This window comes from Mesorhizobium sp. M0139, assembly GCF_040322455.1.
Classification (GTDB): Bacteria; Pseudomonadota; Alphaproteobacteria; order Rhizobiales; family Rhizobiaceae; genus Mesorhizobium.
Genome location: NZ_JAMYTN010000009.1, coordinates 109426 through 135769, shown reverse-complemented (window position 1 = coordinate 135769; position 26344 = coordinate 109426). Strand labels below are relative to the sequence as shown.

Below are 26344 nucleotides of genomic sequence, written 5' to 3'. Positions count from 1 at the left end.
TTACGTCGACGTCACATCCGAGGGGCACATGGCAAAGGCTGAGGCGGTGAAGAAGCGGGCGCCGGTGACAACGCGCCGGCCGCCGGTTGGCGCCTCGCCTGGCACGCTGATCGCCGATCCGGCGGCGCGACGGTCCGAGCTGCGGCTGACGCTGATTTCGCCTGAAAAATTCAAGACCATCAACGATGCCAGTATCGACGATCTCAACACCCATTGCGACAACTGGCCGGTCGTCTGGTTGGACTGCACCGGTCTCGCCAACATCCAGCTGATCGAGGAGATCGGCCGGATCTTCAACCTGCATCCACTGGCTCTGGAAGATGTCGTCAACACCGGCCAGCGGCCGAAGGTCGACTTCTTCGAGGACCACGCCTTCGTCGTCATGCGCATGATCGACGACGTCAAGGTGCATCGCTATGAGCAGATCGCGGTGTTCTTCGGCAAGAAATTCGTCGTCACCTTCCAGGAGCGCGAAGGCGATCCGTTCGACCCCGTACGCAAGCGCATCGCGGCAGCGTTGCCCAACCGCTTGCGGATGCGCGGCGCCGACTATCTGGCCTATGCGCTCATCGACTCCATCGTCGACAGCTATTTCCCGCCGATTGAGGCCGCTAGCGAGGAGGTCGATGGCATCGAGGACGAGATGCTCAACACGCCTCACAAGCATCAGATGCGCCAGCTGCACGAATTGCGGCGCGACGCCAATGTGCTCAAGGGCGTGCTGTGGCCGATGCGCGACGCGCTGGCGACGCTGATCCGCAACGACGTGCCCTATGTGAAGCCGGAGACGAAAATCTTCTTCAACGACACGCTGGACCACGCATTGCGGCTGATCGAGCTGGTCGAGAACCAGCGTGATATGCTGACCGGCTTGATCGAAATGCATTTGTCGCTGAGCCAGGCACGCACCAACGATGTGATCTCTTATCTCACCATCGTCTCGGTGATTTTCATGCCGCTAACCTTCCTGGTCGGTATCTGGGGGATGAATTTCGATCCCGAGAGCTCGCCGTGGAACATGCCGGAACTGAAAGCCTACTATGGCTACCCGGCTTCGCTGCTGTTCATGCTGGCCGTTGCTGTCGGGCTGATCGTCTTCTTCAAAAGCAAGAAGTGGCTGTAAGGTTTCGGTGTCAGGGGAATCCTGGATTCCCGAGCAAAGGGCTGCGACAAGCCGGCTTTATGAATGGGCTGGTGTTTTCCGGGGAATTGCCCTATATGCGCCGCAGCATCGCGCCATGTCGCTTTGCTTGCACCGGCCCCTGCTGGACGACATCCCGGCTGAGGGCGACCCGTTTCCTCAAACAGATAAGGAAAAACACGATGTCGATTACTGCCGAGCGCAAACAGGAATTGATGGGTGAATTCGCAACCGCCAAGGGCGATACCGGGTCTCCGGAAGTCCAGGTGGCCATCCTTTCCGAGCGCATCAAGAACCTGACCGACCACTTCAAGGACCACAAGAAGGATAACCATTCCCGCCGTGGTCTGCTCGCTCTCGTCTCCCAGCGCCGCAGCCTGCTTGATTATCTCAAGCGCAAGGATGACGCGCGCTATCAGACGTTGATCGAGAAGCTCGGTCTGCGCCGTTGACGAATTGACCGGCGGGCTTTCGAAGGAGAGCCCGCCGGTCGCGCATTCTGCCAGTCGCATCGATTGGCTAGACCCGGTTTCGAGCGCGCAGAGGCCACTCGAAACCGCCCATGGACGGTCATGGGGCAGGATTGCAGGACGCTCGTGCGCTAACCAGTGCCGAAATCTACCCGAGCTTCCCGTTGTCTTGCCCGTGGCTGCCCGAGAAAGGAAGCCAGGGAAAGGGCATCCGCGCACCGTGAAACGGCGCGGCCCTTTCCGCTTATTAAGGACAAGATATGTTCAACTACCACAAAGTGGAAATCGAATGGGGCGGCCGTCCGCTCATCCTGGAAACCGGCAAGATCGCACGTCAGGCTGACGGCGCGGTGCTTGCGACCTACGGCGAAACTAAGGTTCTCGCCACCGTCGTTTCGATGAAGGAGCCGAAGCCAGGCCTCGATTTCTTCCCGCTGACCGTCAACTACCAGGAAAAGACCTACGCCGCCGGCAAGATCCCGGGCGGCTACTTCAAGCGCGAGGGACGTCCGAGCGAAAAGGAAACGCTGGTTTCCCGCCTGATCGACCGCCCGATCCGCCCGCTCTTCGCCGACGGCTACAAGAACGACACCCAGATCGTCGTCACCGTCGTCCAGCATGACCTCGAGAACGATCCCGATATCCTGTCGATCGTCGCCACCTCGGCCGCTTTGACGCTGTCGGGCGTTCCCTTCATGGGCCCGATCGGCGGCGCCCGCGTCGGCTACATCAACGGCGAATACGTGCTCAACCCGCATGTCGATGAGATGCAGGAATCCAGGCTGGACCTGATCGTCGCCGGCACCACCGACGCCGTGCTGATGGTCGAGTCCGAAGCCAAGGAACTCGGCGAAGAGCTGATGCTCGGCGCCGTCATGTTCGGCCACAGGGGCTTCCAGCCGGTCATCGACGCCATCATCAAGCTGGCCGAAGTTGCCGCCAAGGAGCCGCGCGATTTCACGGCGCCGGACTACTCCGCGCTTGAAGCCGAAATGCTGAAGATCGTCGGCGACGAGCTCAGCAATGCCTACAAGAACGTCGACAAGCAGAAGCGTTACGCCGCCGTCGACGCCGTCAAGGCGAAGGTCAAGGCAGCGTTCGCCCCGGCCGAAGGCGAAGACGCCAAGTACACCTCCGAGCAGATCGGTTCGGTGTTCAAGGAACTCCAGGCCAAGGTCGTGCGCTGGAACATCCTCGACACCGGTTCGCGCATCGATGGCCGTGACCTCAAGACTGTCCGCAAGATCGTCTCGGAAGTCGGCGTCCTGCCGCGCACGCACGGTTCGGCGCTGTTCACCCGCGGCGAGACCCAGGCGCTGGTCGTTGCCACGCTGGGTACCGGCGAGGACGAGCAGTATGTCGATTCGCTGACCGGCATGTACAAGGAGAAGTTCCTCCTTCACTACAACTTCCCTCCCTACTCCGTCGGCGAGACCGGCCGCATGGGTTCGCCGGGCCGCCGCGAAATCGGCCACGGCAAGCTCGCCTGGCGCGCTATCCGTCCGATGCTGCCGAGCGCGGACCAGTTCCCCTACACGCTGCGCGTCGTCTCGGAGATCACCGAGTCCAACGGTTCGTCGTCGATGGCCACCGTCTGCGGCACATCGCTGGCGCTGATGGATGCCGGCGTTCCGCTGGCCAAGCCGGTTGCTGGTATCGCGATGGGCCTGATCAAGGAAGGCGAGCGCTTCGCGGTTCTGTCCGACATCCTGGGTGACGAAGATCACCTCGGCGACATGGACTTCAAGGTTGCCGGTACCGAAGGCGGCATCACCTCGCTGCAGATGGACATCAAGATCGAGGGCATCACCGAGGAGATCATGAAGATCGCGCTGGACCAGGCCAAGGACGGCCGCCAGCATATCCTCAGCGAGATGGCGCATGCTCTGACCGGCGCCCGCCCCGAACTCGGTGAGTTCGCACCGCGCATCGAGGTTATGCACATCCCGACCGACAAGATCCGCGACGTGATCGGCTCCGGCGGCAAGGTTATCCGTGAGATCGTCGAGAAGACCGGCGCAAAGATCAACATCGAGGACGACGGCACGGTCAAGATCGCTTCGTCGAACGCCAAGGAGATCGAGGCGGCCAAGAAGTGGATCCATACCATCGTCGCCGAGCCGGAAGTCGGCGAAATCTACGAAGGCACGGTCGTCAAGACCGCCGACTTCGGCGCTTTCGTCAACTTCTTCGGTCCGCGTGACGGCCTCGTCCACATCTCGCAGCTTGCCAACGACCGGGTCGCCAAGACCTCGGACGTCGTCAAGGAAGGCGACAAGGTCTGGGTCAAGCTGATGGGCTTCGACGAGCGCGGCAAGGTCCGCCTGTCGATGAAGGTCGTCGACCAGGCCACCGGCAAGGAAATCGCCCGCGACAAGAAGGCCGAAGGCGAAGAAAACGCCGCCTGAGTGGTCTGACAATAGAGTTGAACGGGCGCGGCTTATGTCGCGCCCGTTTTCGTTTAATACCCGTCTACGACATGAGAATCGAAGAATGGCCGCTGAGCCGCTGAAGACACTGTTCCATCCCTTCGAGGCCGAGGGGCTCCCTCTGCCGCAAAAGGGCGAGCGTGTGTTGTTCCTGGGTGCGGAGCCCGGCTTCCGCTTGCCGGAAGGCTTCGAGGCAGAGCTCCATCTTGCACAGGGTTTCCGGCCGCATCTCCGAGCGCTGGAGCGTGCCGGTCACAAGGTAACGCCGCGCGCGGAAGGCGATGCATTCGATGCAGCGCTCGTGCTTGCCGGCCGCCATCGTGGGCTAAACGAGATGCGTATTGCCGAGGCGATCGAACGCGTCACGCCGGGCGGTCTGATCATTGTCGCCGGCGGTAAGGACGAAGGCATCGCCAGCCTGCGCAAGCGCATCGACGAGCTTGTCCCCATCGAAGGGCATCTGCCGAAATATCACGGCATCGCCTTCTGGCTCCGCCGTCCGGCCGATCTGGCGCCTGCGGAAAAACTGCGCGTCGCCAATCCCGCCTTGGTCGTAGAGGACCGCTTCCGCACCGCGCCTGGCATGTTCTCCTTCGACCGGATCGACGTCGGCTCGAAACTTCTGGTCGACAACCTGCCCAACGACCTGCGCGGCAACATTGCTGATTTCTGCGCCGGCTGGGGTTATGTCGCCGCCGAGGTCGCGGCACGTTCATCCGGCATAACGGGGCTCGACCTTTACGAAGCGGATTTCGACGCGCTTGAGGCGGCCAAGGGCAATATCGGCCAGACAGGCTTCGAGCCCGGCTTCTTCTGGACCGATCTGCTGAGCGAGCCGGTCGAGCGGCGCTATGATGCCATCGTCATGAACCCGCCCTTCCATCGCAGCCGGGCGGCCGAGCCGGAAATCGGCGCCGGCATGATCCAGGCGGCGGGCAAGGCGCTGAAGCCGGGCGGGCGGCTGTTCATGGTGGCGAACCGCCAGCTGCCCTATGAGCCGGTTCTGAAGGCCGTCTTCTCCAGCCATGCCGAGCTCGCCCGCGACGGCATGTTCAAGGTTTTCTCCGCGCGCCGATAGGACGGTGCCGGTCACCTCAATGCATGCTGACGATGCGCGCCGGCTCGTGGACGGGAATGGTCGGTCTGATGTCGCCAGGCTTGATCTTGAGCGGCGCCGGCCTGCCGAACAGATAGCCTTGCACCATCTCGCAGCCGGCCGCTCGCAAAAGCGTCGCCTGGTTCTCGGTCTCGACGCCTTCGGCGATGATGCCGACGCCGAGCGCCCGCGACAGGCCAACGATGGTAGAGACGACGGCGCCCGAATTGGAATCGGTGTCGATGCGGCTGACGAAGGAGCGGTCGATCTTCAGCTTGCCGAAGGCGAAGTCGATCAGGTAGCTGAGATTGGAATAGCCGGTACCGAAATCGTCGACGGCCACCGAAATGCCCATGTCGGCAAGCTGCTGCAGGATGATGGCGGCGCGGTCGCGGTCCTGCATCATCGCCGTCTCGGTCACTTCGAGCTCCAGCCGCGACGGCTTGATGCCGGTGCTGGCCATCGTGTCGCGCACGATACCGACGAAATCCTTGGTCCTGAACTGGACCGGCGAGATGTTGACGGCAACGAAGCAGTCCTCGGGCAAATGACGGGCATCGCTGCAGGCCTTGTTCAGCACCCAATTGCCGATCGGGTGGATCATGCCGGTCTCTTCGGCGATCGGAATGAATTCCATCGGCGGGATCATGCCGCGTTCCGGGTGCTTCCAGCGGATCAGCGCCTCGTAGCCGACGACACGGCCGGTCGGCAGGTCGAGCTGCGGCTGGTAATGAAGGTCGAAATCGCCACGGTCGAAGGCGATGTGCAGTTCGGATTCGATCCAGTGGCGGTAGTCGGCGACCTGGCCCATGTCGGAATGGAAGACCGACCAGTTGCCCACGCCGCCGGCGCGGGCATTCTGCAGCGCCAGGTTGGAGCGGCGCAGGATGAGGACCGGATCGACGCCGTCCTTTGGCATCGCCACGATGCCGACCGACAGGCCGACCGACTGCAGGTGGGAATCGAGCTGGTACGGCTTCAGCATCTCCTCGATCATGGTTTCGACGGTGCTTTCCATGGACCTTTGGAGTTGGTGTTCCCAGACAAGGATAGCGAACTCGCCGGCGCCGATGCGCCCCATCACCGCGCCTTCGGGCATGCAGGCCTTCAACCGCTTGGTGAAGCCGCGGATCAGTTCGTCGCCATGGCTGTAGCCGATGGCGTCGTTGATCTGCTTGAAGCGGTCGATGTCGATGTCGATGAGGAACACCGGTTCACCGGTCCTGATCGTCGCGGACGCCGCGTCGGCAATCCTGCCGACCATCGCCGGCCGCGCAAAAAGCCCGGTCAGCTTGTCGAAATGGGTTTCGTTGAAAACGTAGTCCACCGATTCATCGACGCCGGCGAAGAAGGACAAGGCAGCACCGGCGGCGGCCAGCGCACATAGCGCCGACGCGACGCCGATCATGGTTTCCGCCTGCATGCCGGCAAAGCCGTCCCCGAAACCATGCCGGAGGCCCCAAAGCCCAAGGATGAAACTGCCAAGGCCCGAACTGGCGACGGTGAGCAGCCGGAACACAGGTGTTCGCTTCGGGTTGCTGACAGCAGGCATTGCTCAGTCCCTGTCGCATGATCCCGAAATCAACTCGACTTTCGGGAAATATCAAGCGCAAATTCATAAAGGCTAAAGCATCCTTTGCGCCCAGCAAGAACGCGCAGAGCCCAAGCCCATAGGACTTCTAGCGGATATCTCCTTAAAATGAGTTTCCGCCGATGCATCTAATTTTACTGGTGAGTTAATCGCGTACGCTGTCGGTCTGCTTCAACTCATCCAGGGTTGGCATCGACACGATGTGATAGCCGGAATCCACATAATGGATTTCGCCGGTGACGCCTGACGAGAGGTCGGACAAAAGATAGAGCGCCGAGCCGCCGACCTCGTCGATGGTCACCGTGCGGCGCAGCGGCGAGTTGCGCTGCTGGTAGGAGTACATGTGGCGGGCGTCCGAGATTCCGGCGCCGGCCAAAGTACGCACCGGTCCCGCCGATATGCCGTTCACCCGGATGCCGCGCGGGCCATAATCGTTGGCGAGATAGCGCACGCTGGCTTCCAGCCCGGCCTTGGCGACGCCCATGACGTTGTAGTTCGGCATGACGCGGACAGAGCCGGCATAGGTCAGCGTGATCATCGCGCCGCCTTCGCTCATCAGCGGGGCGGCATGGCGGGCGACCTCGGTGAAGGAGTAGCAGGAGATGACCATGGTGCGGACGAAATTGTCGCGGCTGGTGTCGGCGTAGAGCCCTTTGAGCTCGTTCTTGTCGGAAAAGCCGATGGCGTGGACGACGAAGTCGAGCCCGCCCCATTCCTTGCCGAGCGTCTCGAAGGTGGCGGCGACCGATGCGCTGTCCTCGACGTCACAGGGCACCACCAGAGACGCGCCAAGCTTCTCGGCAAGCGGCTTGACGCGGCGCCCGAATGCGTCGCCCTGATAGGTGAAGGCAAGCTCCGCCCCGTGTTCGGACAATTTCCTGGCGATGCCCCAGGCGATCGAATGATCGTTGGCGACGCCCATGACAAGCCCGCGCTTGCCCTTCATCAGTCCGTCCATGGCCGGCAATCCCCCTACAATAAAACGCTGGCCTTATGCGGAATAGCGCTGGAAAATCAGCGTTGCGTTGGTGCCACCGAAGCCGAACGAGTTGGACAAAACCGTGTCGATCCTGGCGTCGTCGATGCGCTTGCGCACGATCGGCATGTCCTCGAATTCGGGATCGAGGTTTTCGATATGGGCGCTCTCGCCGATGAAGCCGCCTTGCATCATCAGGATCGAGTAGATCGATTCCTGTACGCCGGCGGCACCCAGCGAATGGCCGGTCAGCGACTTGGTCGAGGTGATGAACGGCATCGTGTCGCCGAACACCTCTCGGATGGCGCCCATTTCCCGGGAATCGCCGACCGGCGTCGAGGTGCCGTGGGTGTTGATGTAGTCGACCGGCGTGGACACCGTCGCCAGAGCCTGGCGCATGCAGCGCACCGCGCCTTCGCCCGACGGCGCCACCATGTCGTAACCGTCCGACGTCGCGCCATAGCCGACGATCTCAGCGTAGATCTTGGCGCCGCGCGCCTTGGCGTGTTCGAGCTCCTCCAGGATGAGGACGCCCGCGCCGCCCGCGATGACGAAGCCATCGCGATTGGCGTCATACGCGCGGGAAGCTGTCGGCGCACGATCGTTATACTTCGACGACATCGCCCCCATGGCATCGAACAGGTCCGACATCGTCCAGTCGAGGTCCTCATGGCCGCCGGCAAACATCACATCCTGCTTGCCCCACTGGATCAGTTCGTAGGCGTTGCCGATGCAATGCGCCGAGGTCGAGCAGGCCGACGAGATCGAATAGTTGACGCCGTGGATCTTGAACCAGGTGGCGAGCGTCGCCGACGCGGTCGACGACATCGCCTTCGGCACCGCGAACGGACCGATGCGCTTGGGGCTGTTGTTCTTGAGCGTGGTCTCGGCCGCCTCGACGATGGTGCGGGTCGAGGGGCCGCCCGAGCCCATGACGATGCCGGTGCGCTCATTGGTGATGTCGCTTTCGCCAAGCCCGGCGTCGGCGATCGCCTGGTCCATCGCGACATGGTTCCAGGCCGCGCCCTGGCTCAGGAAGCGCATGGCGCGCCGGTCGATCATAGGGGTCGGGTCGAGCGTCGGCGCACCCCAGACCTGGCAGCGGAAGCCGTGTTCGGCGAAGGAATCTGAGAAGCTGATGCCTGATTTGGCATCATGCAGCGAGGATTGCACCTCGTTGGCGTTGTTGCCGATCGACGATACGATGCCGAGGCCTGTGACGACGACCCTTCTCATTCGCAACTCCTTCCAGCGGATGATCCCGAAACCCTAGTCGGTTTTCGCCGGCGATCATACGCAAAATCAAAATGCCGCAGCGGCGTTGCGTCTCGGAAGAACGCGCCGCTGCAGTGGCGCCGGTCAGGCGGCCGATTGCTTGGACAGCCCCACCTTGAGGTCTGTCGCAGCGTATATGGGTTCGCCGTCGGCCTTAAGCCAGCCATCGGCGATACCGAGCACCAGGCGTCCACGCATGACGCGCTTGAAATCGATGCCGTATTCCACCTTCTTGACCGAAGGCGTCACCATGCCCTTGAACTTGACCTCGCCGGTCGACAGCGCCATGCCCTTGCCCGGCTCGCCGAGCCAGCCGAGGTAAAAACCCGTCAATTGCCACATGGCGTCAAGGCCCAGGCACCCCGGCATGATCGGATTGCCGATGAAATGGCAGTCGAAGAACCACAGGTCCGGCTTGATGTCGAATTCGGCACGGATGAAGCCCTTGTCGTAGGCGCCGCCGGTCTCGCTGATCTCGGTGATGCGGTCGAACATCAGCATGGGCGGGTAGGGCAGCTGGGCGTTGCCGGGCCCGAACAGCTCGCCGCGGGCGCAGGCGAGCAATTCCTCATAACCGTAGCTGGATTTCGAACCCGCCATATGTCTCGTCCCCATAATCGTCCCGGGCGGTGGGGCGCCCTTGTCGTTGGTTTCCTAACACAATCCCATTCGGGCCGGAAACCGGCGTTTGCGCTTAACCCGCCCGTCTGCCCGGGTCAATGCGCGCTCTCGCATCGGCCTGGAAATCGATTCCGATTTCCAGAAAGCACGATGCTAGCCAAAAGTGATAGAGCGCATTTGGTGCGTCCAACTGGCCGCACGTCGCTCTATTGATCGTATTCGGCCAACAGAATATATGTCGGGAGGTGCCCAGTTTCGGCCGATGACGTTTTTTCGCCACTCTGGGCGTGTCTTGAGGCAGAACTGTGGGCTTGGACGGATAGATGGATCTGGGCGGCCGGAAGGAAAATGTCGCTGTGGACAAGCGGGTTCGCGAAGCCGGCCTCAGGCCGACACGCCAACGCATTGCGCTGGCCGATCTGCTGTTTGCCAAGGGCGACCGCCACCTTTCGGCCGAGGAACTGCATGAAGAGGCGGTCGCCGCCGGCGTGCCGGTCTCGCTCGCCACCGTCTACAACGCGCTTCACCAGTTCACCCAGGCCGGCCTGCTGCGCATCCTGGCGGTCGAGGGGTCCAAGACCTATTTCGACACCAACACCTCCGATCACCATCATTTTTACATCGAAGGCGAAAACAGGATCTTCGATATAGAAAGCGGTCCGGTGACCGTCTCCAACCTGCCGGAGCCACCCGCAGGTATGGAGATCGCCAATGTCGACATCGTGGTGAGGCTGCGCCCGAAACGCAGCGTTTAAGCCCCAACCCGTGAAACCTGTCGATTTTGCAATCCGGCTCGAATGGGTTGCGGTCGCGGTCGTGGCTATAGTCGCCTATGCCGCGTCAGGCGTTTCCTGGTGGCTGTTCGCCCTGCTTATCCTGGCGCCAGACCTGTCGATGCTGGGCTATCTCGCCGGGGCACGGATCGGCGCTGTCGCTTACAATGCCTTGCACATATTGATCGTCCCGCTGTTGCTGGCGCTCGCCGGATATGTTCTGGCCAATTCGACGGCGACCGCGATTGGTCTGATCTGGATCATCCACATCGCCGTCGACCGCGCGCTCGGCTACGGTCTCAAACTGTCGGCCGGTTTTCGGGACACCCATCTCGGCCGTATCGGCCGTTAGGCCTCCAGCAATCTCAATTCTTGACGTGCTCGCCGGGATAGGCGCCCCACACCTGCGACTGGGCGATCCAGCCGGTGTGGCCGTCGAAGGTCATTTCGCACCACTGGCCATCGCAGGTTTTGATCGTGCCCGTAACGCCCGGCTCGATGATGGCGATGACGCTGGCGTCCTTGTCGGCATCGTCGAGCAGATTGATTCGGCCCCCCTTGGTGCGCTGCCAGGGGGCGACGATCGCGGTCCGGCGGCCCGACAGCAGCGACTGGTTGATCCAACCCTCCGAGCCATCGGCATCGCGCACGCGCCGCCAGGTATCGAATTCCTGGATGATCTCCATAGGCAGGCCGGCCTTTGTGTACATCCAGTCGACGGAATAGTTGGCGCCGGGCCCAACGCGCGAGTTGACGCGAGCCGATTTCAGGCTGACGAAACGCGGCAGCGGCAGGCCGCTCGGCCCGAGCGTGACCGTCTGCACAGGTGCGGCGGCACCTTGCGCCGCGGCTTGCGGGAAATGCAGGAGAGCGCCGAGAAGCGCTGCGCTGAGGATCAGGCGAAGCGACGCGAAACCAGACACTTTCATTCCTTTCGGCGCGTGCCCTTTGGCCCGGGCGCCCCTTTTTCTTTGTCTTCGGCGGCACCGCTTGTTACAGGAGTGGCAGGCACCGCGACCGGTATTCAGTTTCGCCTGTCTTGGTTAAAGAGGTCTCAACGAGATCGGGTTCGAGGAAACAATGGCAGGCAAAAAACGGCCTCTCGTCGTCATCACGCGCAAGCTGCCCGATCCGGTCGAGACCCGCATGCGCGAACTCTTCGACGCCAGGCTGAATGTCGAGGACCGCCCGATGACGCAGCCGGAGCTGGTCGCGGCGATCAAGGAAGCCGATGTGCTGGTGCCGACCATCACCGACCAGATCGATGCGGCGCTGATTGCCCAGGCCGGCGACAATCTCAAGCTGATCGCCAATTTCGGCAATGGCGTCGACAAGATCGATGTGGCGGCGGCGGCCAAGAAAGGCATTACCGTCACCAACACGCCGAACGTGCTGACCGAAGATACGGCCGACATGACCATGGCGCTGATGCTGGCCGGGCCGCGGCGGCTGGCCGAAGGCGCCAATGTGCTCACCAGCGACAAGAAATGGGCCGGTTGGTCGCCGACCTGGATGCTCGGCCGGCGCATCTGGGGCAAGCGCCTCGGTATCGTCGGCATGGGCCGCATCGGCACTGCGGTTGCGAGGCGCGCCAAGGCTTTCGGCCTGTCGATCCACTACCATAACCGCCATCGCGTGCTGCCGGCGGTCGAGGAAGGGCTGGAGGCGACCTATTGGGAAAGCCTCGACCAGATGCTTGCCCGCATGGACATCATCTCGATCAACTGCCCGTCGACGCCGGCGACCTTTCATCTGCTTTCGGCGCGGCGCCTAGCTCTGCTTCAGCCCACCGCCTATGTGGTCAACACCGCGCGCGGCGACATCATCGACGAGGAAGCGCTGGTCAAGCTGATCCAGGACGGCAAGATCGCCGGCGCCGGCCTCGACGTCTACGAGCACGAACCGGCGCTGAACTCGAAACTGCTGAAGCTTGCCGCCAAGAACAAAGTCGTGCTTTTGCCGCATATGGGTTCTGCGACGATCGAGGGCCGCATCGACATGGGCGAGAAGGTGATCATCAACATCCGCGCCTTCTTCGACGGCCACCGGCCGCCGGACCGCGTGCTGCCGCTACGGACTTGAAGCGGGCCGCGTTCAGGATGCGGTTGTGAGGGCGCCATCCGCCGCGACACTCACACGCTTGCCGCGATAGGCCTCAAAAGCGTCGCGCCTGAGCCTGAGCGCTACCGGCGTCGGCCAGCCCATTTCCCTGGCCACAATCAAGCCAAGCAGCAGGATCGCGTCCGGCTCGTGCAGCACGAGTGCCGTCGGCACATGGCCATTGTGGACGAGTTCCATCAGCACGGCTGACGCTGAGGACGAGCCGATCGTGCCGGGCAGGAACAGCACACGCCCGGAAATGGTCTCGCCATGCTGCGGGTGACGGACATCGGCGATGCGGCCGCTCTTCGGATCGACGCCGCCCCAGAAGCTGATCGGCGCCATCAGCACCAAGGCCAGCCCTTCGCCTCCGCTGCCCGGCACCAGGATTTCAGCGACGGCGCTCATGCGGCGATATCCGTAAACCTGGGCTTACCGGCAACCGCGCTTTCCACGCAGTCGGCCAGCGAGCCGTAAAGCACGGCGTAACCGGTATTGCCCGGCGCGTAGTGCGCGAATTTTCCCGAATTGGTCATCAGCACGCCGCCGGCCAGATTCGGCAGGATCGGCGTCACCACCACGCAGGTGTCGGCGACGATGATGACGCCGCTGGCTTCGAGCATCTTGCGCTTGCCGTTCTGCTCCAGCCTGGTGAGCACGTGGCGGCCGGTGCAGGCGTAAATCGGCACGCTGAGCCGCCGCCCGCCAATCAGCCGCTCAAGTGCATCGAATTCGGCCAAAGACAGATGCGGACTGCCGATCGCCACGGCATCGATGGCGGTCTGCGTGGCTGCGGTGGACAGGCCGGCGCGGGCCTTCATGGCCATCTCCGGCGTTACGCGGATCATCGTTTCCGGCCTGCCGCCCACCAGGATGGTCTCGGCGTCGGGCGCTTCTGGCGTTACCCCAGCGATATGGAACAGGCCGACGGCGCCCGACGATGCCGCCGCCGCGCCGAAGGCCTTCAGCGCATCCTCGCCGGGATGGCTGGATATGCCGGTGACGACGCCGACCGCGTTGCCGACCTCACGGCCGTAGAGGTTGCCCAGCACCGGCCAGGCGATCTCCGAACCAAGGAACGAGGCGGAGAGGCCGGACACATCGAACACCAGCCGTGCCTGCCGGTTCTCGGGGCGATGCAGGCCGTAATCCGGCGCGCGGCCCGATATGGCGCAGGCGATGTCGAGGAAGTCGCCATAGCGGTTGGTGCGTGCCCCCAGCACCGAATTGCAGAACACCACCGCGTTCGATTCACCCCAGGCGACATCGCTGCCAAGCGCTGGCCTGTGGCCGGCCTGATAGGGCGCGCAGGTCCAGCTCTGCTCGCAGCCAAGTTTGCGGTAGGCCTCCATCATTCGTCGCGCCATGCCGCGCGCCGGCTCTTCGAGGCGCACGCGCGAGCAGCCCATCAGATCGAGCGCGCCGACATTGAGCGTCGAGCGCACCGCGACCCTGGCGCCGCCATCGACCAGCCTTTCGGCAAACAGCGTGCCGGAATCGCCGTGATAGAGCGCGCCGTCTATATGCGTCGAGGCGATCGGGATCAGTCGCGGCGCGCCGAGCAGCGCAGCGCTTTCGGCAACGATGCGCATCGCCATCGCCGCCCCGTCATGGCCGGAGGCGATTGTCTGCTCCTGTGCGCTGAGGGCGAGGCTCACGCGAACTCCTTGCGCATGGTGATCGAGGTCGGCCGGTCATAACCGTCATGCGCCGTGCGCGCGGTTTCGCGGAAGCCGAGACGCGCAAAGGTTGCGTGATTTGCCGTGAGCTCGACCCGCGTCTGCAGTTCGATGGCGGGTTTGTTGCGGTTGCGGGCAAGGTCCTCGACAGCCTGCATCAATCGTCTGCCGATGCCTTGGCCCTGAAGCCCGAGTTCGACGGCGAACTTGCCGATATAGAAATCATCGGGTCTCTCCAGCGCAAAAACGCAGCCTGCGATCTGGCCGCCCTGCAGAGCCACGAACACCGTTTCCCGCCCAGCCTTGTCCCTCAGGCTTTCGACGCACAGCAGATGCGCAGAGGAGGGCGGGTCGATGACGCCGTCCATCGGTGCAAAGGCGCGCATGATCAGGCTGAGCAGTTCGTCCCAGCGGTCGAAGCCGGGGGCGAACTGCGTGACCAAAACACTGGCAGGCTGATCCATGCGGTCAGCTTCTCTTGTAGCGGATCGTGTCGAAGCGCGCCGACAGCGCATCGTAGAGCAGCAGCCGGCCGACCAGTGGTTCGCCGATACCGGTGATCAGCTTGATGGCTTCCATTGCCTGCAAGGTGCCGATGACGCCGGTCAGCGCACCGACGACCCCGGCCACCGCGCAGGACGGCACCAGTCCTTCCGGCGGCGCTTCAGGAAAGAGGTCGCGATATCCAGGGTTCGGTCTGCCGTCGGCGCCGGTCCCGAACGGCATCAACACCGTCACCGAGCCGTCGAAGCGGCCGACGGCGGCATGCACGAGCGGCCGCTTTTCCGCCGCGCAGGCATCCGCCACCACATAGCGCGTCTCGAAATTGTCGGAGCCGTCGACGACCACGTCGTAGCGCGCGACGAGAACGGCAGCATTGTCGGCCGTCAGCCTGAAATCGTGCAATTCCACCGCGACATGGGGATTGATCCGGGCGATCGCTGCTTTGGCGCTCTCGGTCTTCGCCGTGCCGACCGTATGGGTGGCGTGGATCACTTGCCGCTGCAGATTGGACAGCGAGACAATATCGTCGTCGACGATTCCAAGCGTGCCGACGCCGGCGGCAGCGAGATATTCCAGCACCGGCGCGCCGAGGCCGCCGGCGCCGATCACCAGTACCCGCGCCCGCTTCAGCCTCTGCTGGCCGGCGCCGCCGATCTCGGGCAGCACGATGTGGCGGGCATAGCGTTCGAGCTCTTCGTCGGTGAGGGCGGCAGGGGTCATTGCCGGACCATATAGCGGAGCAAAAAGCTTGTCAGGTCTCTTCGGTTGGCCCAACCGTGCCGTGGTCGACGGTGAGGAACTGCGCGCGTCCCCTCAGGCTGGAAAACAGCGCGGCGTCGGTTCCGGTCATGAAGGCCTGGCAGTTCAGCTCCTCCAGGATCGAGAACAGCGCGGCGCGCCGGCCGGCATCGAGATGCGCGGCAATCTCGTCGAGCAACAGGATCGGCGTCATCGCCGACATCTCGCCGGTCAGCCTTGCGTGCGACAACACGATGCCGACCAGCAGCGCCTTCTGCTCTCCGGTCGAGCAGAGTTCGGCCGGCATCGCCTTGGGGCGGTGGCGCACCAGTAGATCCGAACGGTGCGGGCCGTCGAGCGTGCGTCCGGCGGCGCGGTCGCGCTCGCGGCCGTCGGCAAGGGCGTCGCGATAGCGTTGCTCGACATCCACGGCGGGTGCTGAGGCGACATGGCTTTCAAGGTCGCCGAAGAGGCTGATGTCGGCCTGCGGAAACGGCCCGCTGGAAGGCAGCCTGTCGATCATGGCGGTAAGCAGGCGTACCAGTTCGGCGCGCGCAGCCGCGATCGCCACGCCGGTTTCGGCCATCTGCATCTCGATGGCGTCGAACCAGGCGCCATCGCGCGAGCCTTCCGTAAGCAAGCGGTTACGTCCGCGCATCGCCTTCTCGTAATCGAGCGCACGCTGGCCGTGGCCGGGATCGACAGCCAAAACCAGCCGGTCGAGAAAGCGCCGCCGGTCGGCGGCAGGTCCGGGGAACAGGCCGTCCATGGCCGGCGTCAGCCAGACGACGCGCAGCCATTCCAGCATGGCGTCTGCCGACCGTGCCGGCGCGCCATTGATGCGCACCTTGCGACCGCCCTCGCCGGCCGCTTCACCCCCGGTGATGCCGGTGCCGATCTCGACCTGTCCCTCCGGCCCGTCGAGCCTTGCGTGGAGCGCAAAGCCGCCATCGCCGCCTTCGCGGGCCACGTCGACATAGGGCGCACGGCGCAGGCCGCGGCCCGGCGTCAGCAGGGAGATGGCTTCCAGAAGATTGGTCTTGCCGGCGCCATTGTCGCCGGAAAACACCACAGGGCCGGGGGAAAAGCCGATCGACAGCGCCGCATAGTTGCGGAAATTCGTAAGTGTTAGCTTCCTTATGTGACTTTGTTCCGGCAACCGCTATCCGCCTGTAGAAGTCGCCGCAATCAATTATGCTGCAGTGTGCCGCAGTGCGGCTGCTACACCCGCATCGGCATCAGCACGTAGAGCGCGGTCTCATCGGCCATGTCGTGGATCAGCGTCGGCGAACCGGCATCGGCCAGCATGAACTTGGCTTCCGTGCCGGTCAGTTGAGCAGCGACGTCGAGCAGATATTTGGCGTTGAAGCCGATCTCGATCGGGTCTGAGGAGTAATCAGCGGCCAGTTCCTCGGTGGCGCTGCCCGAATCCGGATTGTTGACGGCAAGCGTCACCTGGCCTTCGGAGATCGAAAGCTTCACCGCGCGGCCGCGCTCGGAGGAAATGGTCGAGACGCGATCGACGGCGGCGGCGAAGCTCTGGCGGTCGATGATCAGCTTCTTGTCGTTGCCGGTCGGAATGACGCGCTGGTAGTCCGGGAAAGTGCCGTCGATCAGCTTCGAGGTCAGAACCACGCTGCCGATGGTGAAGCGGATCTTGGTGTCGGACAATTCGGTGGTCACCGCGACATCGGGATCGTCGACCAGCTTCTGCAATTCGCTGACCGTCTTGCGCGGAATGATGATGCCCGGCATGCCTTCGGACCCGGCCGGAGCGTCGATCTCGGCGCGCGCCAGGCGGTGGCCGTCGGTCGCCACCGAACGCAGCTTCAGCTTGCCGCCAGTTTCATGCGTGTGCAGGTAGATGCCGTTGAGATAGTAGCGCGTCTCTTCGGTGGAGATGGCGAACTGGGTCTTTTCGATAAGGCCTCTCAGGGCGACGGAATCGAGCCGGAAGATGTGTGAGAAGGATCCCGCCGAAAGCTCCGGGAAATCGGACTGCGGCAGGCATTGCAGGCGAAAGCTCGAGCGGCCCGACGTTACCGTCATGGCGTTGCCGTCCTCGTCGGTCTTCAGCATCACTTCGGCGCCGTCGGCCAGCTTGCGCACGATGTCGTAGAGCAGGTGCGCCGGAACCGTCGTCGCCCCGCCGCGCTCGACCTTTGCCGGCGTCGCTTCGGTCACTTCGAGGTCGAGGTCGGTGGCTTTCATTTCAAGGCTGGCGCCCTCGGCGCTGAGCAGCACGTTCGACAGGATCGGTATGGTATTGCGCCGCTCGACCACGCGATGAACGTGGTTGAGCGACTTCAGGAGATTGGACCGTTCCAGGATAACACGCATGACGAAACAGGCTCGCTTGAATGAATGGACGGGTCACCAGTGGGCGGCGCCCCGCGAAAGGTCTGAACAGGCTCAGAATCTATGCAAACTGACAGGAAAAAGCCAGCAAACGCAAGTCCGGGCCACCGGTTCGCGCCGGTTAAGCGGGCTTTCTGGGGATAAAGCGGACGTTGGCCGGCAACCGATGCATGTCGCCGAAAACTGCGCAGCGGTTTTGGGACAACGACATGCATCAAAACAAGAAAATTTAAAGCGCGACGACCGTTTGCCGCGCCGATCAGGCTTGGTCGTTGATCAGCCTGCGCAACAGTTCCAGTTCCTGCGCCAGCGTGTTGTCGACGCCGGAAAGGTCCTCGATCTTGCGCACCGCATGCAGCACCGTGGTGTGGTCGCGCCCGCCGAACCGCCGGCCGATCTCCGGCAGCGAGCGCGGCGTCAATACCTTCGACAGGTACATGGCGACCTGCCTGGGCTTCACGATGGTGCGCGTGCGCCGGTTGGACAGCAACTCGGTCTTCGACACATTGTAGTGGCGCGCCACGATGCGCTGGATGTCCTCGATGCGCACCCGCTTCGGCTCGCCAGAGCGATAGATGTGCCCCAGGATCTCGTCGATGCGGTCGATGGTGATCGCCGGCTCGAACGACTGACGAAACAGCAGTTGGTTGAACGCGCCCTCCAGCTCACGACCGCTGCCGGTCACCGTGCGGGCGACATGGTTGAGGATCTCCTCCGAAATATTGAGCGATGCATCGTCAACCTTGGCGGTGGCAAGCCGAAGTTTGAGCATGCCTATGCGCATGGCGAAGTCCGGCGCCGACATTTCCAGCGCGACACCGCCATTGAGGCGCGAGCGCACCCGCGGTTCCAGCGATTCCAGTTCCGACGGCGGCCTGTCAGCGGCAACCACCACTTGCTTGGCGCTGTCGAGCAGCATGTTGATGAGATGGCAGAATTCGTGCTGGATCGACTTGCCCTGCAGGAACTGCATGTCGTCGATGATCAAGAGGTCGATGTCGCGCAGCTGTTCCTTCAGCGTCAGCGCATTGTTGTCGCGGATCGCGGTGGCGAAGCGCCACATGAAATATTCGGCCGTCAGATAGACGACGCGCGATTTCGGGTTCTGTTTCAGGGATTCGGCCGCAATCGCCTGCAAAAGGTGCGTCTTGCCGAGCCCGACGGTCGCATGAAGGAACAGCGGGTTGAAGCGCACCGCGCTCGACTGCGATTCCGCCACGGCTTTGGCTGCGGCGAAAGCCACCCGGTTCGACGGGCCTTCGATGAAGGAGCCGAACGTGTAGCGCGGGTCGAGCGGCGACCCCAGCACATTGTGCCGGAATTCGCCCTCGATCGGCGTGCCGGGACGAGGGGCGGGCGCCCGCTCCACCCTGCCGGGGCCGACCGTGCCGGCCGCCAATGCGGTCTGCGTATGCTTGGTCATCTTGCGCGCCGGCACGGCCTCGGGTTCGACGCCATTGCGGGCAGGACGGGTCGCGGTGCGCACGACCATCTCGATCTTGAGGATTTCGGGATCCTCGTGCTTCCACAGATCGGCGATGAGATCGAGATAATGGCCATTGATCCACGAGCGCAGGAAGGCCGTGGGCACCGAGATGCGTACAATGCCCCGGGAAGCCTCAGCCACCTTCATACGGCCGAACCAGCTCGAATAGACCTCGGTTCCCAGGCGCGCCTTCAACTGGGCCTTGACCCGGTCGAACTTCTGTTCCGCGTCGCTGGAAGCCGCCATATCGTGCGCTCCGACCAATGTTCCGGGAAATGGCAGGTCGCCCGTAAGCTCCCGCTCGATGCCGCTCTGCATGATTGTGCGTCCCTTTTCCTTTGTACCTTTTTTCCGCCGGGAGTGCGCCTCCTGCACCCATGTTTCCGGCGACCGTATCTTCGCTACAACACCACCGCCGCCGCCGGCGGATGACGTTGCCTCGTCAGAATGGGATGGGTCCCGGCTGCTTAAAGCCAGTCCGTCTGACATGTTCGGGCAAAGCGGTGCTACCCGGCGAAAACGCCGGTGCGCCATCAAGCTGCCATGTACAATTACGCCAGTCCCCTATCGTATCGAAAAGGCAAGCCATACCCGTTCGCGGAATTGATCCACGTCATGAATTCTGCCACTGTTAGCTGGCCGATTCAGGCTGGGTTAAGGGCTAATGGCCCGTCCCTTTCGATAGACCGACATTACCGAAATCGCTGTGGATAGGGCAAGGCCACCTCTAACGGATTTTTAAGGAATCTGGTTAGTGAACAACGGTTCGGGCTCCGTGCTGGAAGCGCATATTTTGACAAAGCCATTGGGATTCAAACCCTTTTGCCGCGAATATGAAAATGGCTGTGCGGTTTGAAATTTTCTGAAATAATTCGCTTGACACCAACTTGCTGCCTATCGCCCACAGGCGATGTGAACAAGCTGTGGATCACTTCCAGCAAGTCGTTGAAAAATATCAGCAATTTGTGACAGCCAAATTTATTGGCGTGGGCCGTTTCGGCGGATTGGAATATCAGTGGGAGTGTATGTGCCGGCAAAGCATTCCAGACTCTGGAATGCGGCTCGGGCGTGCTTTGCGGCCGTTCTTTTTAAGTGCTTGCCGGCAAACGAAAAAACCCGGCACGATTGGCCGGGTTTGAAAGAACGACAGTTCAGGAACGGTCAATCAGGCCGACAGCACCTTGAGGCGGTGAGCCAGACGCGACACCTTGCGCGATGCCGTATTCTTATGGATCACGCCCTTGGTCGCGGCGCGCATCAATTCCGGCTCTGCGGTCTTGAAGGCTTCCAGCGCGGCTGCCTTGTCGCCGGCAGCCAGTGCCTCTTCGACCTGGCGGACATATGTACGCACGCGCGAGCGGCGGTTCTTGTTGATCGCTGCGCGGCGGGCGATCTTGCGCGTTGCCTTTTTGGCCGAGGAGGTATTGGCCATGATGCCTCTCTTCTGATCTGGTGGGCGCATGCGGGATGCCGCAGGGCGCAAAAAACAAACGGGCAGCCAACGGCCGCCTCGGTTGGAGCGGCTTATAGTTCAGCTTTTCCGGCGCGTCAACGCCGCTTTGGCTTCTTTTTGGTCCCCGCCGCCGCCACTCTAGCGATTGGTGAAATTCGGCTTCCGCTTCTCGGCAAAGGCTGCCATCCCTTCCTTCTGGTCGTCGAGCGCAAACAGCGAGTGGAACAGCCGGCGTTCGAAGCGCAGTCCCTCCGCCAGCGTCGTCTCGTAGGCGCGGTTGACTGCCTCCTTGGCCATCATCACCGATGGCAGTGAAAACTCTGATATCCTGGCCGCGGCCTTCATCGCCTCCTCGATCAACTCGCCGGCCGGCACGACGCGCGAGGCCAGGCCGCTGCGCTCGGCTTCGGCGGCATCCATCATCCGACCGGTCAGGCACATGTCCATGGCCTTCGACTTGCCGACAAAGCGGGTCAGCCGTTGCGAGCCGCCCATGCCGGGAATGACGCCAAGCGTGATTTCGGGTTGGCCGAACTTGGCCGTGTCGGCGGCAATGATGAAATCGCACATCATCGCCAGTTCGCAGCCGCCGCCCAGCGCATAGCCCGCGACAGCGGCGATCATCGGCTTGCGCGCACGGGTAAACTCTTCCCAGCCGACGAAGAAATCCTGCACATAGGCCTCCGCGTAGGTGACGGCCTGCATTTCCTTGATGTCGGCGCCCGCCGCAAAAGCCTTCTCGGAACCGGTGATGACCATGGCGCCGATGCCGGGATCGGCGTCGAACCCCTTTGCCGCCGTCAGCAAATCCGCCAGCACCTGCGCGTTCAGCGCGTTGAGCGCCTTAGGCCGGTTCAACGTGATCAGGCCGACCTTGCCGCGCGTCTCGACGATGATGGTTTCATAGCTCATGGGCTGGCCTCCTGGTTGCGGCACTGAAGGACCGTCTAGCTTACCGCTGGCAGGTCCGGCAATAAAAGGTCGAGCGGCCGCTTTGCACGATGCGCTCGATGTGGCCGCGACAGCCGGGCGTCGGACAGGGCTCGCCTTCGCGATCGTAGACCGCGAAGGAATGCTGGAAATAGCCCAGCGACCCGTCTGTGTGCACATAGTCGCGCAGCGAAGACCCGCCGGCGGCGATCGCATCGGCGATCACCGAACGGATTGCCTCGGCCAGTCGTTCGCTCTGTTCCTTGGCCTTCTTGCTGGTCCCGGCGATGGTGCCTGCCTCGCGCAATGGCGAAAGGCCGGCGCGCCACAGCGCTTCCGACACATAGATATTGCCGAGCCCGGCAATCAGCTTCTGGTCGAGCAGCGCCGCCTTCAACGGCGATCTGCGGCCCTTCAGCAGAGAGGCGAGCAGGGCGCCTTCCAGCGCATTGCCGGTCGGCTCGACGCCCAGTCCCGCGAGCATCGGATGCGCCTCGGCCAGGCCTTCCGCAAACAGCATGAAGCCGAACCGACGCGGGTCGTTGAAGACCACGCGAGACTGGACGCCGACAGGCGACACGACATGGAACACCACATGGTCGTGCTTGGCATTCCTCGAGCGCTCTTGATGGAACGTGCCGGGCGTCTCTTTCTCATCGGCGGTCTCGATGCGGAACGAGCCCGACATGCCGAGATGGCAGATCATCACCGGGCCATCGTCCAGGTGTATGGTGAGATATTTGGCGCGGCGGCCAAGCGCGATGACCGTCTTGCCGGTCAGCCGCTGCGCAAATTTCGCCGGAAACGGAAATCTGAGATCGGGCCGGCGCGCCTCGACGCGTACGATCCGCGCGCTTTCCAGAACCGGCTGCAGGCCGCGCCGGACGGTTTCGACCTCGGGCAGTTCAGGCATGGCCGCCTATCGCCGCATGGAAGGAAGCGCCGTGGCGGCCGCGCGCCAGCTTGAGGTGTTCGGCGACCGTCTCGCCGATATCGGCGAAGGTGGTCCTGAGCCCGATGTCGCCGCCCGTGAGACCCGGTGCGGTGCCGATGACCGGGACGCGTTCGCGCGTGTGGTCGGTGCCTCGCCATGTCGGATCGTTGCCATGGTCGGCGGTGAGGATGAGCAGATCGCCCGGCTTCAGCTTTGCCAGTGCCTCGGGCAGCCGGCGGTCGAAGGCTTCGAGCGCTGCAGCATAGCCGGCGACGTCGCGGCGATGGCCGAAATCGGTGTCGAAGTCGACGAAATTGGCGAACACCAGGTCGCCGTCGCCGGCATCGTCCATCGCACCCAGCGCCTTGTCGAACATTGCCATGTTGCCGGGCGCCTTGCGTACTTCCGAGATACCGCGATGGGCGAAGATGTCGCCGATCTTGCCGACCGCGATCACCCGGCTGCCGCGCCCGGTCAAGCGGTCGAGCAGCGTCGGCTCAGGCGGCGGCACGGCGTAGTCATGGCGGTTGTAGGTGCGCTCGAAGGTGGCCGATGTTTCGCCCAGGAAAGGCCGTGCGATCACCCGTCCGATCTTCAGCGGATCGACCAGCCGGCGTACCGTCTTGCAGAACTCGTAGAGCCGCTCCAGGCCGAAATGAACTTCGTGCGCTGCTATCTGCAGGACGGAATCGACCGAGGTGTAGCAGATCGGCTGGCCAGTGCGGATATGCTCCTCGCCGAAGCGCTCGATGATCTCCGTGCCGGGCGCATGGCAGTTGCCGAGAATGCCCGGCACCTTACCCTCGCGGATCATCGCTTCGGTCAGTTCGGCAGGGAAGGTGGGCACCTTATCGGGGAAATAGCCCCAGTCGAACCGCACGGGCAGCCCGGCGATTTCCCAGTGACCCGACGGCGTATCCTTGCCGCTCGAAATCTCCTGCGCGGCGCCGTGGAAAGCGGAGGCTGAAACAGCGGCTTTGCTGTCGAATTGGAAGCCGGTTGCGGTTTCTGCTGCGCGGCCGAGACCGAGCGAAACCATGGTGGGCACCTTCAGCGGTCCCTCGCGCAGGCCCTCGCGATCGGCGCGGGCTTCCGCGCAGGCCAGCGCGATATGTCCGAATGTGTTCGAGCCGGCGTCGCCATAGGGTTCGGCATCGGCGGCGCCGCCAATGCCGAAAGAATCGAGAACGAAGAGGAAAGCGCGTGCCATCGGTGCCGTCATTGCCAGTCTGGTTGACCAGACATAAGGTCCCGTCGCGGCATTGGCAAATCGTAAACCAGGCGGCAACGGCCTGACGCGATGGTCGCGAAGTCGGGCAGGCGCGCTGTACGCATCCTTGAGACATGCGATGCGCTTCAAGGAACGGCGTGCGGGGCATGGATCGATGAGACGGGCTGACCTGGGTTGGAGTGCACTGGCGACCACTGTAGCGCTGCTGGCCTCGCAGCTCGCCGCGCACGCCGACTGGCGCGACCAGATCGGCACGTTTCGGATCGGCATCGTTGCCGAGCCGGGCGCCGGCAACACGGTTCCGGGTCTGGCCATGCTGACTGACGCCTACGGCAGGGCGCTCGGCATGAAGGTGGAATTCGTCGTCGCGCATGACTATGCGGCGCTGATAGAGGCACAGGCCAATGGCCGGATTCAGTACGCGGTCTATTCGGCGACCGCCTACGCCACCGCCTCGGAGCGCTGCGGCTGCGTCGAACCTCTTGTGGCGCCGGTCGATGCCGACGGTGCCACGGGCATCCGCTCCGTGCTTTTGACGCGCGACGGCAGGCTTTCCGATCTCGCGGCCCTGGAAACGCACCGCATCGCCATGGCGCCTTCCGACAATGTCGGCGGTTCGCTTCTACCGCTCGCCGGGCTGGCGGCCGACGGCATCAAGATCAGCCAGGATGCGCCATTCCTCGCTCATGCCGGCTCGGCTGCCGCCGCAGAAGCGATGCTGGTCGATGGCCAGGCCGATGCCTTGTTCGGCTGGGAGCGGGCCACGGCGGAAAACCGGACGGCGATTGCTGGCGATCAGCCGGCTGATCCGGACGGCACGGCGGCGCGACTGGAGGCGGCGGGCATTCCAGAAGCCGCGCTCCAGATCATCTGGACCTCCGGCGTGCTCAGATACGGCCCTCACGCCGTCCGCAGCGATCTCGACCCCGAAGCCAAAAGCCGACTGACCGTCTTCCTCACCAATCTCAGATCGCAGTCGCCGGAAGTCTACGATTTCGTGGAATCGAAACATTCGGGAGGGTTCACGCTCGCCGCTGCGAGTGACTATGCGATGGCCGATTCCATCGTGCGCCTGGTGTCGGGCAGCACCGACAGCGGCGCGCAATAAAGCCGGGGTCGGATGGGCCAGAGCTGCTTCAGCAATCGCTGCAGGGGATCGACGTGGTCCGGCGCGGCCTGAGATAGTAGGTTTCGCTCATCGTTATCTTGCCTTCGTTGAAGGCCGAGATAAATCCGAGCGGCTTTTCGGAGCCTTCCGACCAGGAGATGATCGGTTGGTATGCTAGAGTGGTTTTGACACGAATGAGGAAAGTCCCCGCAACATTGAGCGTCGCCGGAACGGTGGTGGAAGTTGTCGGGTTGGAGTCGCGGCCAGTCTTCCCATCCAGCACGCTCCAGGACCACGCCACCTTTGCTTGCGGTATCGGATTGTTCGGGTCGGTTCTGATGTCGATTGCCGTAATGGAGATATTGGCGACCGAGCGGTTGTAAGGCTGAAGGCTGGAGTTGCCGATCTTCATGATGTCGGTGAGATCTGCGTTGACCACCGACGTTTGCTGCGTGACGAGGTCGGCAACCATGGAGCTGATGCGGCTGACCTTCTTGCTGGCCTCGATGGCTTGCGAGGCCTCCATCGTAATGAAATACATGATCAGCAAGACAGGCACGATGAGGGCAAACTCGACGGCCGCTATGCCGCGCCGATCGGAAAAAAACCGCTCCGCTCTCTTCCAGCTAACCGACATCCCCGGATGTGCCCCCGCACGAAACATGCACTTTTCCTTTTGCTTACACGTGCAATTTCAGTTGTCGAATGGCTCGTTTTGCCACGTTGTCGTCGCGTAATGCAGAGTCTTGCCGCCATCCATATTCGACATGTATTGAGCCATGAAATCGGTCATGACCGGCCAAGGGTAAAAGACCCGCAGCATGTTCTTTGATTCTGCCGGACCTATTGTAGGGGTCCCGAAAGCCGGGTCCTTGCCTGTATCCGGATCCTTGCCCGTCAGCGTGATGGTCGAGCCGGAAATCGTGAAACCCGCACTGGCTGCCCCGGCAAAGGTCTTGAACGGGCGCAGATCCACCAGCAAACCGGGGCAACCCTTCGCGACAATGATCTCGAGTCTGGCGCAGACCAAGCCCTTCAGCTTCTCTTCCGTCACATCCGCTTGCCTCAACTGGCCAGTACGCAACTGACGGGCGATATCATCGGTGATGTTGGCCATCACCTCCTGTCCGGCAAATGAAACGCAGCTCTCGAGGATGGCGAAGACGAGAGCCGCAAACGGTAGCGCAAGCATCGCGAATTCTATCGCCGTGCTGCCGCGCCGATCACGAAGGAAATGAGGGGCAAACGTCACGCGCCCTGCCTTGGCCTTGCAGATCTCGCGTTCTGAATCCTCGTCCAAAACGTCGCCCATATCCCGTTCCTGCGATCCTGATGCGGTACCGTCAGCACCACTATCAAGAACCCATTTAGCTCCGGTTTGAATGACCGTTAAATTCGACCAGGCGACATTAACCGGCCGCTAACCGACGCGGCTTTCCCGAGACAATCGA

The 26344-nt window shown here is 62.8% G+C and carries 27 protein-coding genes; 9 read left to right on the top strand and 18 right to left on the bottom strand.

The window, feature by feature from the left end; all coding sequences use genetic code 11:
• The first annotated feature begins 28 nt into the window (after positions 1-28).
• The 4 genes from corA (at position 29) to NKJ58_RS17225 (ending at position 5118) form a co-directional block, all read left to right on the top strand.
• Positions 29-1123 (top strand): magnesium/cobalt transporter CorA, encoded by a 1095-nt coding sequence (gene corA, locus NKJ58_RS17240; RefSeq protein WP_023682006.1) that lies wholly within the window; start codon positions 29-31, stop codon positions 1121-1123.
• A gap of 95 nt (positions 1124-1218) precedes the next feature.
• On the top strand, positions 1219-1593 hold the full coding sequence (rpsO, locus tag NKJ58_RS17235; protein ID WP_280790898.1) for a 30S ribosomal protein S15: 375 nt from the start codon (positions 1219-1221) through the stop codon (positions 1591-1593).
• Positions 1594-1871: 278 nt separating this feature from the next.
• Positions 1872-4019 (top strand): polyribonucleotide nucleotidyltransferase, encoded by a 2148-nt coding sequence (gene pnp / locus NKJ58_RS17230; protein WP_023688738.1) that lies wholly within the window; start codon positions 1872-1874, stop codon positions 4017-4019.
• A gap of 85 nt (positions 4020-4104) precedes the next feature.
• Positions 4105-5118, top strand: coding sequence for a class I SAM-dependent methyltransferase (locus tag NKJ58_RS17225; protein WP_352853522.1), 1014 nt, complete (start codon positions 4105-4107; stop codon positions 5116-5118).
• 16 nt (positions 5119-5134) lie between these two features.
• Here NKJ58_RS17225 and NKJ58_RS17220 read toward each other — a convergent pair whose 3' ends face one another.
• The 4 genes from NKJ58_RS17220 to fabA form a co-directional block, all read right to left on the bottom strand.
• Positions 5135-6688 (bottom strand): putative bifunctional diguanylate cyclase/phosphodiesterase, encoded by a 1554-nt coding sequence (locus NKJ58_RS17220; RefSeq protein ID WP_352853520.1) that lies wholly within the window; start codon positions 6686-6688, stop codon positions 5135-5137.
• Positions 6689-6872: 184 nt separating this feature from the next.
• Complete coding sequence (fabI, locus tag NKJ58_RS17215) at positions 6873-7685, bottom strand: enoyl-ACP reductase FabI (protein WP_023669564.1); 813 nt, start codon at positions 7683-7685, stop codon at positions 6873-6875.
• 33 nt (positions 7686-7718) lie between these two features.
• The gene (fabB, locus tag NKJ58_RS17210; RefSeq protein WP_023738184.1) at positions 7719-8939 is read right to left on the bottom strand and encodes a beta-ketoacyl-ACP synthase I; all 1221 of its coding nucleotides are present in this window, start codon (positions 8937-8939) and stop codon (positions 7719-7721) included.
• A gap of 123 nt (positions 8940-9062) precedes the next feature.
• Positions 9063-9578 carry a 3-hydroxyacyl-[acyl-carrier-protein] dehydratase FabA gene (gene fabA / locus NKJ58_RS17205; protein ID WP_023818820.1) on the bottom strand — a complete coding sequence of 172 codons (516 nt, stop codon included), beginning with the start codon at positions 9576-9578 and terminating at the stop codon, positions 9063-9065.
• 344 nt (positions 9579-9922) lie between these two features.
• Here fabA and irrA point away from each other — a divergent pair, with 344 nt between their 5' ends.
• Positions 9923-10354 (top strand): iron response transcriptional regulator IrrA, encoded by a 432-nt coding sequence (gene irrA / locus NKJ58_RS17200; protein WP_031193300.1) that lies wholly within the window; start codon positions 9923-9925, stop codon positions 10352-10354.
• A gap of 10 nt (positions 10355-10364) precedes the next feature.
• Positions 10365-10724 (top strand): DUF4260 domain-containing protein, encoded by a 360-nt coding sequence (locus tag NKJ58_RS17195; protein ID WP_023703478.1) that lies wholly within the window; start codon positions 10365-10367, stop codon positions 10722-10724.
• A gap of 13 nt (positions 10725-10737) precedes the next feature.
• Here NKJ58_RS17195 and NKJ58_RS17190 read toward each other — a convergent pair whose 3' ends face one another.
• Positions 10738-11295, bottom strand: coding sequence for an SH3 domain-containing protein (locus NKJ58_RS17190; RefSeq protein WP_023703477.1), 558 nt, complete (start codon positions 11293-11295; stop codon positions 10738-10740).
• Between the two features lie 157 nt (positions 11296-11452).
• Here NKJ58_RS17190 and NKJ58_RS17185 point away from each other — a divergent pair, with 157 nt between their 5' ends.
• Positions 11453-12454, top strand: coding sequence for a 2-hydroxyacid dehydrogenase (locus NKJ58_RS17185; protein ID WP_023703476.1), 1002 nt, complete (start codon positions 11453-11455; stop codon positions 12452-12454).
• A 12-nt stretch (positions 12455-12466) separates the two neighbouring features.
• Here NKJ58_RS17185 and NKJ58_RS17180 read toward each other — a convergent pair whose 3' ends face one another.
• The 7 genes from NKJ58_RS17180 to dnaA form a co-directional block, all read right to left on the bottom strand.
• Complete coding sequence (locus tag NKJ58_RS17180) at positions 12467-12880, bottom strand: aconitase X swivel domain-containing protein (protein ID WP_352853518.1); 414 nt, start codon at positions 12878-12880, stop codon at positions 12467-12469.
• Positions 12877-14130, bottom strand: a complete 1254-nt coding sequence (locus NKJ58_RS17175; protein WP_023682000.1) for an aconitase X — start codon at positions 14128-14130, stop codon at positions 12877-12879. Before NKJ58_RS17175 ends, NKJ58_RS17180 begins: the two co-directional genes overlap by 4 nt.
• A complete protein-coding gene (locus tag NKJ58_RS17170; protein ID WP_023755156.1) occupies positions 14127-14615 on the bottom strand; it encodes a GNAT family N-acetyltransferase in 489 nt (162 codons plus the stop codon). The genes NKJ58_RS17175 and NKJ58_RS17170 overlap by 4 nt, the downstream gene beginning before the upstream one ends.
• Positions 14616-14619: 4 nt before the next feature.
• Complete coding sequence (locus NKJ58_RS17165; protein ID WP_023681998.1) at positions 14620-15375, bottom strand: molybdopterin-synthase adenylyltransferase MoeB; 756 nt, start codon at positions 15373-15375, stop codon at positions 14620-14622.
• Positions 15376-15406: 31 nt separating this feature from the next.
• The gene (gene recF, locus NKJ58_RS17160; RefSeq protein ID WP_352853516.1) at positions 15407-16552 is read right to left on the bottom strand and encodes a DNA replication/repair protein RecF; all 1146 of its coding nucleotides are present in this window, start codon (positions 16550-16552) and stop codon (positions 15407-15409) included.
• 62 nt (positions 16553-16614) lie between these two features.
• Positions 16615-17733: a DNA polymerase III subunit beta gene (gene dnaN / locus NKJ58_RS17155; protein WP_352521655.1), complete on the bottom strand. Its 1119-nt coding sequence runs from the start codon at positions 17731-17733 to the stop codon at positions 16615-16617.
• A gap of 277 nt (positions 17734-18010) precedes the next feature.
• Entirely contained in the window at positions 18011-19555 is a 1545-nt protein-coding gene (gene dnaA, locus NKJ58_RS17150; RefSeq protein ID WP_352518529.1) for a chromosomal replication initiator protein DnaA, read from the bottom strand.
• Positions 19556-20124: 569 nt separating this feature from the next.
• Here dnaA and NKJ58_RS17145 point away from each other — a divergent pair.
• Complete coding sequence (locus tag NKJ58_RS17145; protein WP_155929715.1) at positions 20125-20376, top strand: hypothetical protein; 252 nt, start codon at positions 20125-20127, stop codon at positions 20374-20376.
• Positions 20377-20402: 26 nt separating this feature from the next.
• Here NKJ58_RS17145 and rpsT read toward each other — a convergent pair whose 3' ends face one another.
• From rpsT to NKJ58_RS17125, 4 genes are all read right to left on the bottom strand, one after another.
• Entirely contained in the window at positions 20403-20669 is a 267-nt protein-coding gene (gene rpsT, locus NKJ58_RS17140; RefSeq protein ID WP_023681995.1) for a 30S ribosomal protein S20, read from the bottom strand.
• A gap of 159 nt (positions 20670-20828) precedes the next feature.
• Entirely contained in the window at positions 20829-21602 is a 774-nt protein-coding gene (locus tag NKJ58_RS17135; RefSeq protein ID WP_023681994.1) for an enoyl-CoA hydratase, read from the bottom strand.
• Positions 21603-21642: 40 nt separating this feature from the next.
• The gene (gene mutM, locus NKJ58_RS17130; RefSeq protein ID WP_023681993.1) at positions 21643-22533 is read right to left on the bottom strand and encodes a bifunctional DNA-formamidopyrimidine glycosylase/DNA-(apurinic or apyrimidinic site) lyase; all 891 of its coding nucleotides are present in this window, start codon (positions 22531-22533) and stop codon (positions 21643-21645) included.
• A complete protein-coding gene (locus NKJ58_RS17125; RefSeq protein ID WP_023681992.1) occupies positions 22526-23764 on the bottom strand; it encodes a phosphopentomutase in 1239 nt (412 codons plus the stop codon). Before NKJ58_RS17125 ends, mutM begins: the two co-directional genes overlap by 8 nt.
• Positions 23765-23939: 175 nt before the next feature.
• Between NKJ58_RS17125 and NKJ58_RS17120 the strand changes: the two genes are divergently transcribed.
• A complete protein-coding gene (locus tag NKJ58_RS17120) occupies positions 23940-24893 on the top strand; it encodes a PhnD/SsuA/transferrin family substrate-binding protein (protein ID WP_352518528.1) in 954 nt (317 codons plus the stop codon).
• A 28-nt stretch (positions 24894-24921) separates the two neighbouring features.
• Here the strand turns inward: NKJ58_RS17120 and NKJ58_RS17115 are convergent, their stop codons facing one another.
• Both NKJ58_RS17115 and NKJ58_RS17110 read right to left on the bottom strand, forming a co-directional pair.
• Complete coding sequence (locus NKJ58_RS17115) at positions 24922-25530, bottom strand: TadE/TadG family type IV pilus assembly protein (RefSeq protein ID WP_245260268.1); 609 nt, start codon at positions 25528-25530, stop codon at positions 24922-24924.
• A gap of 57 nt (positions 25531-25587) precedes the next feature.
• The gene (locus NKJ58_RS17110; RefSeq protein ID WP_050587454.1) at positions 25588-26205 is read right to left on the bottom strand and encodes a TadE/TadG family type IV pilus assembly protein; all 618 of its coding nucleotides are present in this window, start codon (positions 26203-26205) and stop codon (positions 25588-25590) included.
• Between the last annotated feature and the right edge of the window lie 139 nt (positions 26206-26344).

Bases quoted from the DNA above. Each gene is read 5' to 3' on its own strand.
- NKJ58_RS17225 (WP_352853522.1), top strand. From the start codon at position 4,105: ATGGCCGCTGAGCCGCTGAAGACACTGTTCCATCCCTTCGAGGCCGAG.
- NKJ58_RS17170 (WP_023755156.1), bottom strand. From the start codon at position 14,615: ATGGATCAGCCTGCCAGTGTTTTGGTCACGCAGTTCGCCCCCGGCTTC.
- rpsO (WP_280790898.1), top strand. From the start codon at position 1,219: ATGCGCCGCAGCATCGCGCCATGTCGCTTTGCTTGCACCGGCCCCTGC.
- NKJ58_RS17125 (WP_023681992.1), bottom strand. From the start codon at position 23,764: ATGGCACGCGCTTTCCTCTTCGTTCTCGATTCTTTCGGCATTGGCGGC.
- irrA (WP_031193300.1), top strand. From the start codon at position 9,923: ATGGATCTGGGCGGCCGGAAGGAAAATGTCGCTGTGGACAAGCGGGTT.
- NKJ58_RS17185 (WP_023703476.1), top strand. From the start codon at position 11,453: ATGGCAGGCAAAAAACGGCCTCTCGTCGTCATCACGCGCAAGCTGCCC.
- fabA (WP_023818820.1), bottom strand. From the start codon at position 9,578: ATGGCGGGTTCGAAATCCAGCTACGGTTATGAGGAATTGCTCGCCTGC.
- NKJ58_RS17135 (WP_023681994.1), bottom strand. From the start codon at position 21,602: ATGAGCTATGAAACCATCATCGTCGAGACGCGCGGCAAGGTCGGCCTG.
- dnaA (WP_352518529.1), bottom strand. From the start codon at position 19,555: ATGCAGAGCGGCATCGAGCGGGAGCTTACGGGCGACCTGCCATTTCCC.
- dnaN (WP_352521655.1), bottom strand. From the start codon at position 17,733: ATGCGTGTTATCCTGGAACGGTCCAATCTCCTGAAGTCGCTCAACCAC.
- NKJ58_RS17120 (WP_352518528.1), top strand. From the start codon at position 23,940: ATGAGACGGGCTGACCTGGGTTGGAGTGCACTGGCGACCACTGTAGCG.
- rpsT (WP_023681995.1), bottom strand. From the start codon at position 20,669: ATGGCCAATACCTCCTCGGCCAAAAAGGCAACGCGCAAGATCGCCCGC.
- NKJ58_RS17165 (WP_023681998.1), bottom strand. From the start codon at position 15,375: ATGACCCCTGCCGCCCTCACCGACGAAGAGCTCGAACGCTATGCCCGC.
- pnp (WP_023688738.1), top strand. From the start codon at position 1,872: ATGTTCAACTACCACAAAGTGGAAATCGAATGGGGCGGCCGTCCGCTC.
- fabB (WP_023738184.1), bottom strand. From the start codon at position 8,939: ATGAGAAGGGTCGTCGTCACAGGCCTCGGCATCGTATCGTCGATCGGC.
- corA (WP_023682006.1), top strand. From the start codon at position 29: ATGGCAAAGGCTGAGGCGGTGAAGAAGCGGGCGCCGGTGACAACGCGC.
- mutM (WP_023681993.1), bottom strand. From the start codon at position 22,533: ATGCCTGAACTGCCCGAGGTCGAAACCGTCCGGCGCGGCCTGCAGCCG.
- NKJ58_RS17110 (WP_050587454.1), bottom strand. From the start codon at position 26,205: ATGGGCGACGTTTTGGACGAGGATTCAGAACGCGAGATCTGCAAGGCC.
- NKJ58_RS17180 (WP_352853518.1), bottom strand. From the start codon at position 12,880: ATGAGCGCCGTCGCTGAAATCCTGGTGCCGGGCAGCGGAGGCGAAGGG.
- NKJ58_RS17115 (WP_245260268.1), bottom strand. From the start codon at position 25,530: ATGTCGGTTAGCTGGAAGAGAGCGGAGCGGTTTTTTTCCGATCGGCGC.
- NKJ58_RS17220 (WP_352853520.1), bottom strand. From the start codon at position 6,688: ATGCCTGCTGTCAGCAACCCGAAGCGAACACCTGTGTTCCGGCTGCTC.
- fabI (WP_023669564.1), bottom strand. From the start codon at position 7,685: ATGGACGGACTGATGAAGGGCAAGCGCGGGCTTGTCATGGGCGTCGCC.